Consider the following 264-nt stretch of genomic DNA (forward strand, 5'->3'; position numbering starts at 1 on the left):
GTGACGCGCACCTTCACCACATCGCCGGCCTTGACCACTTCGTGCGGGTCTTTGACGAAACGGTCCGCAAGCTGCGAAACATGGACAAGTCCGTCCTGATGCACGCCGATATCAACGAATGCACCGAAGGCCGCAACATTGGTCACGGTGCCTTCAAGCAGCATGCCGGGCTTCAGGTCCTTGATGTCATCAATGCCATCGGCAAAGGTCGCGGTCTTGAACTCCGGGCGCGGATCGCGACCCGGCTTGTCAAGTTCGGCAATG

Annotated in this window: 1 protein-coding gene; it reads right to left on the bottom strand. The window is 59.1% G+C overall.

From position 1 onward, the window contains the following. Positions 1-264 (bottom strand): S1 RNA-binding domain-containing protein (locus tag R0J92_RS23740; RefSeq protein WP_411053482.1); only part of this gene is annotated, 264 nt, incomplete at both ends.

This window comes from Tritonibacter sp. SIMBA_163 (assembly GCF_046535935.1).
In the GTDB taxonomy this organism is placed as follows: Bacteria; Pseudomonadota; Alphaproteobacteria; order Rhodobacterales; family Rhodobacteraceae; genus Epibacterium; species Epibacterium scottomollicae.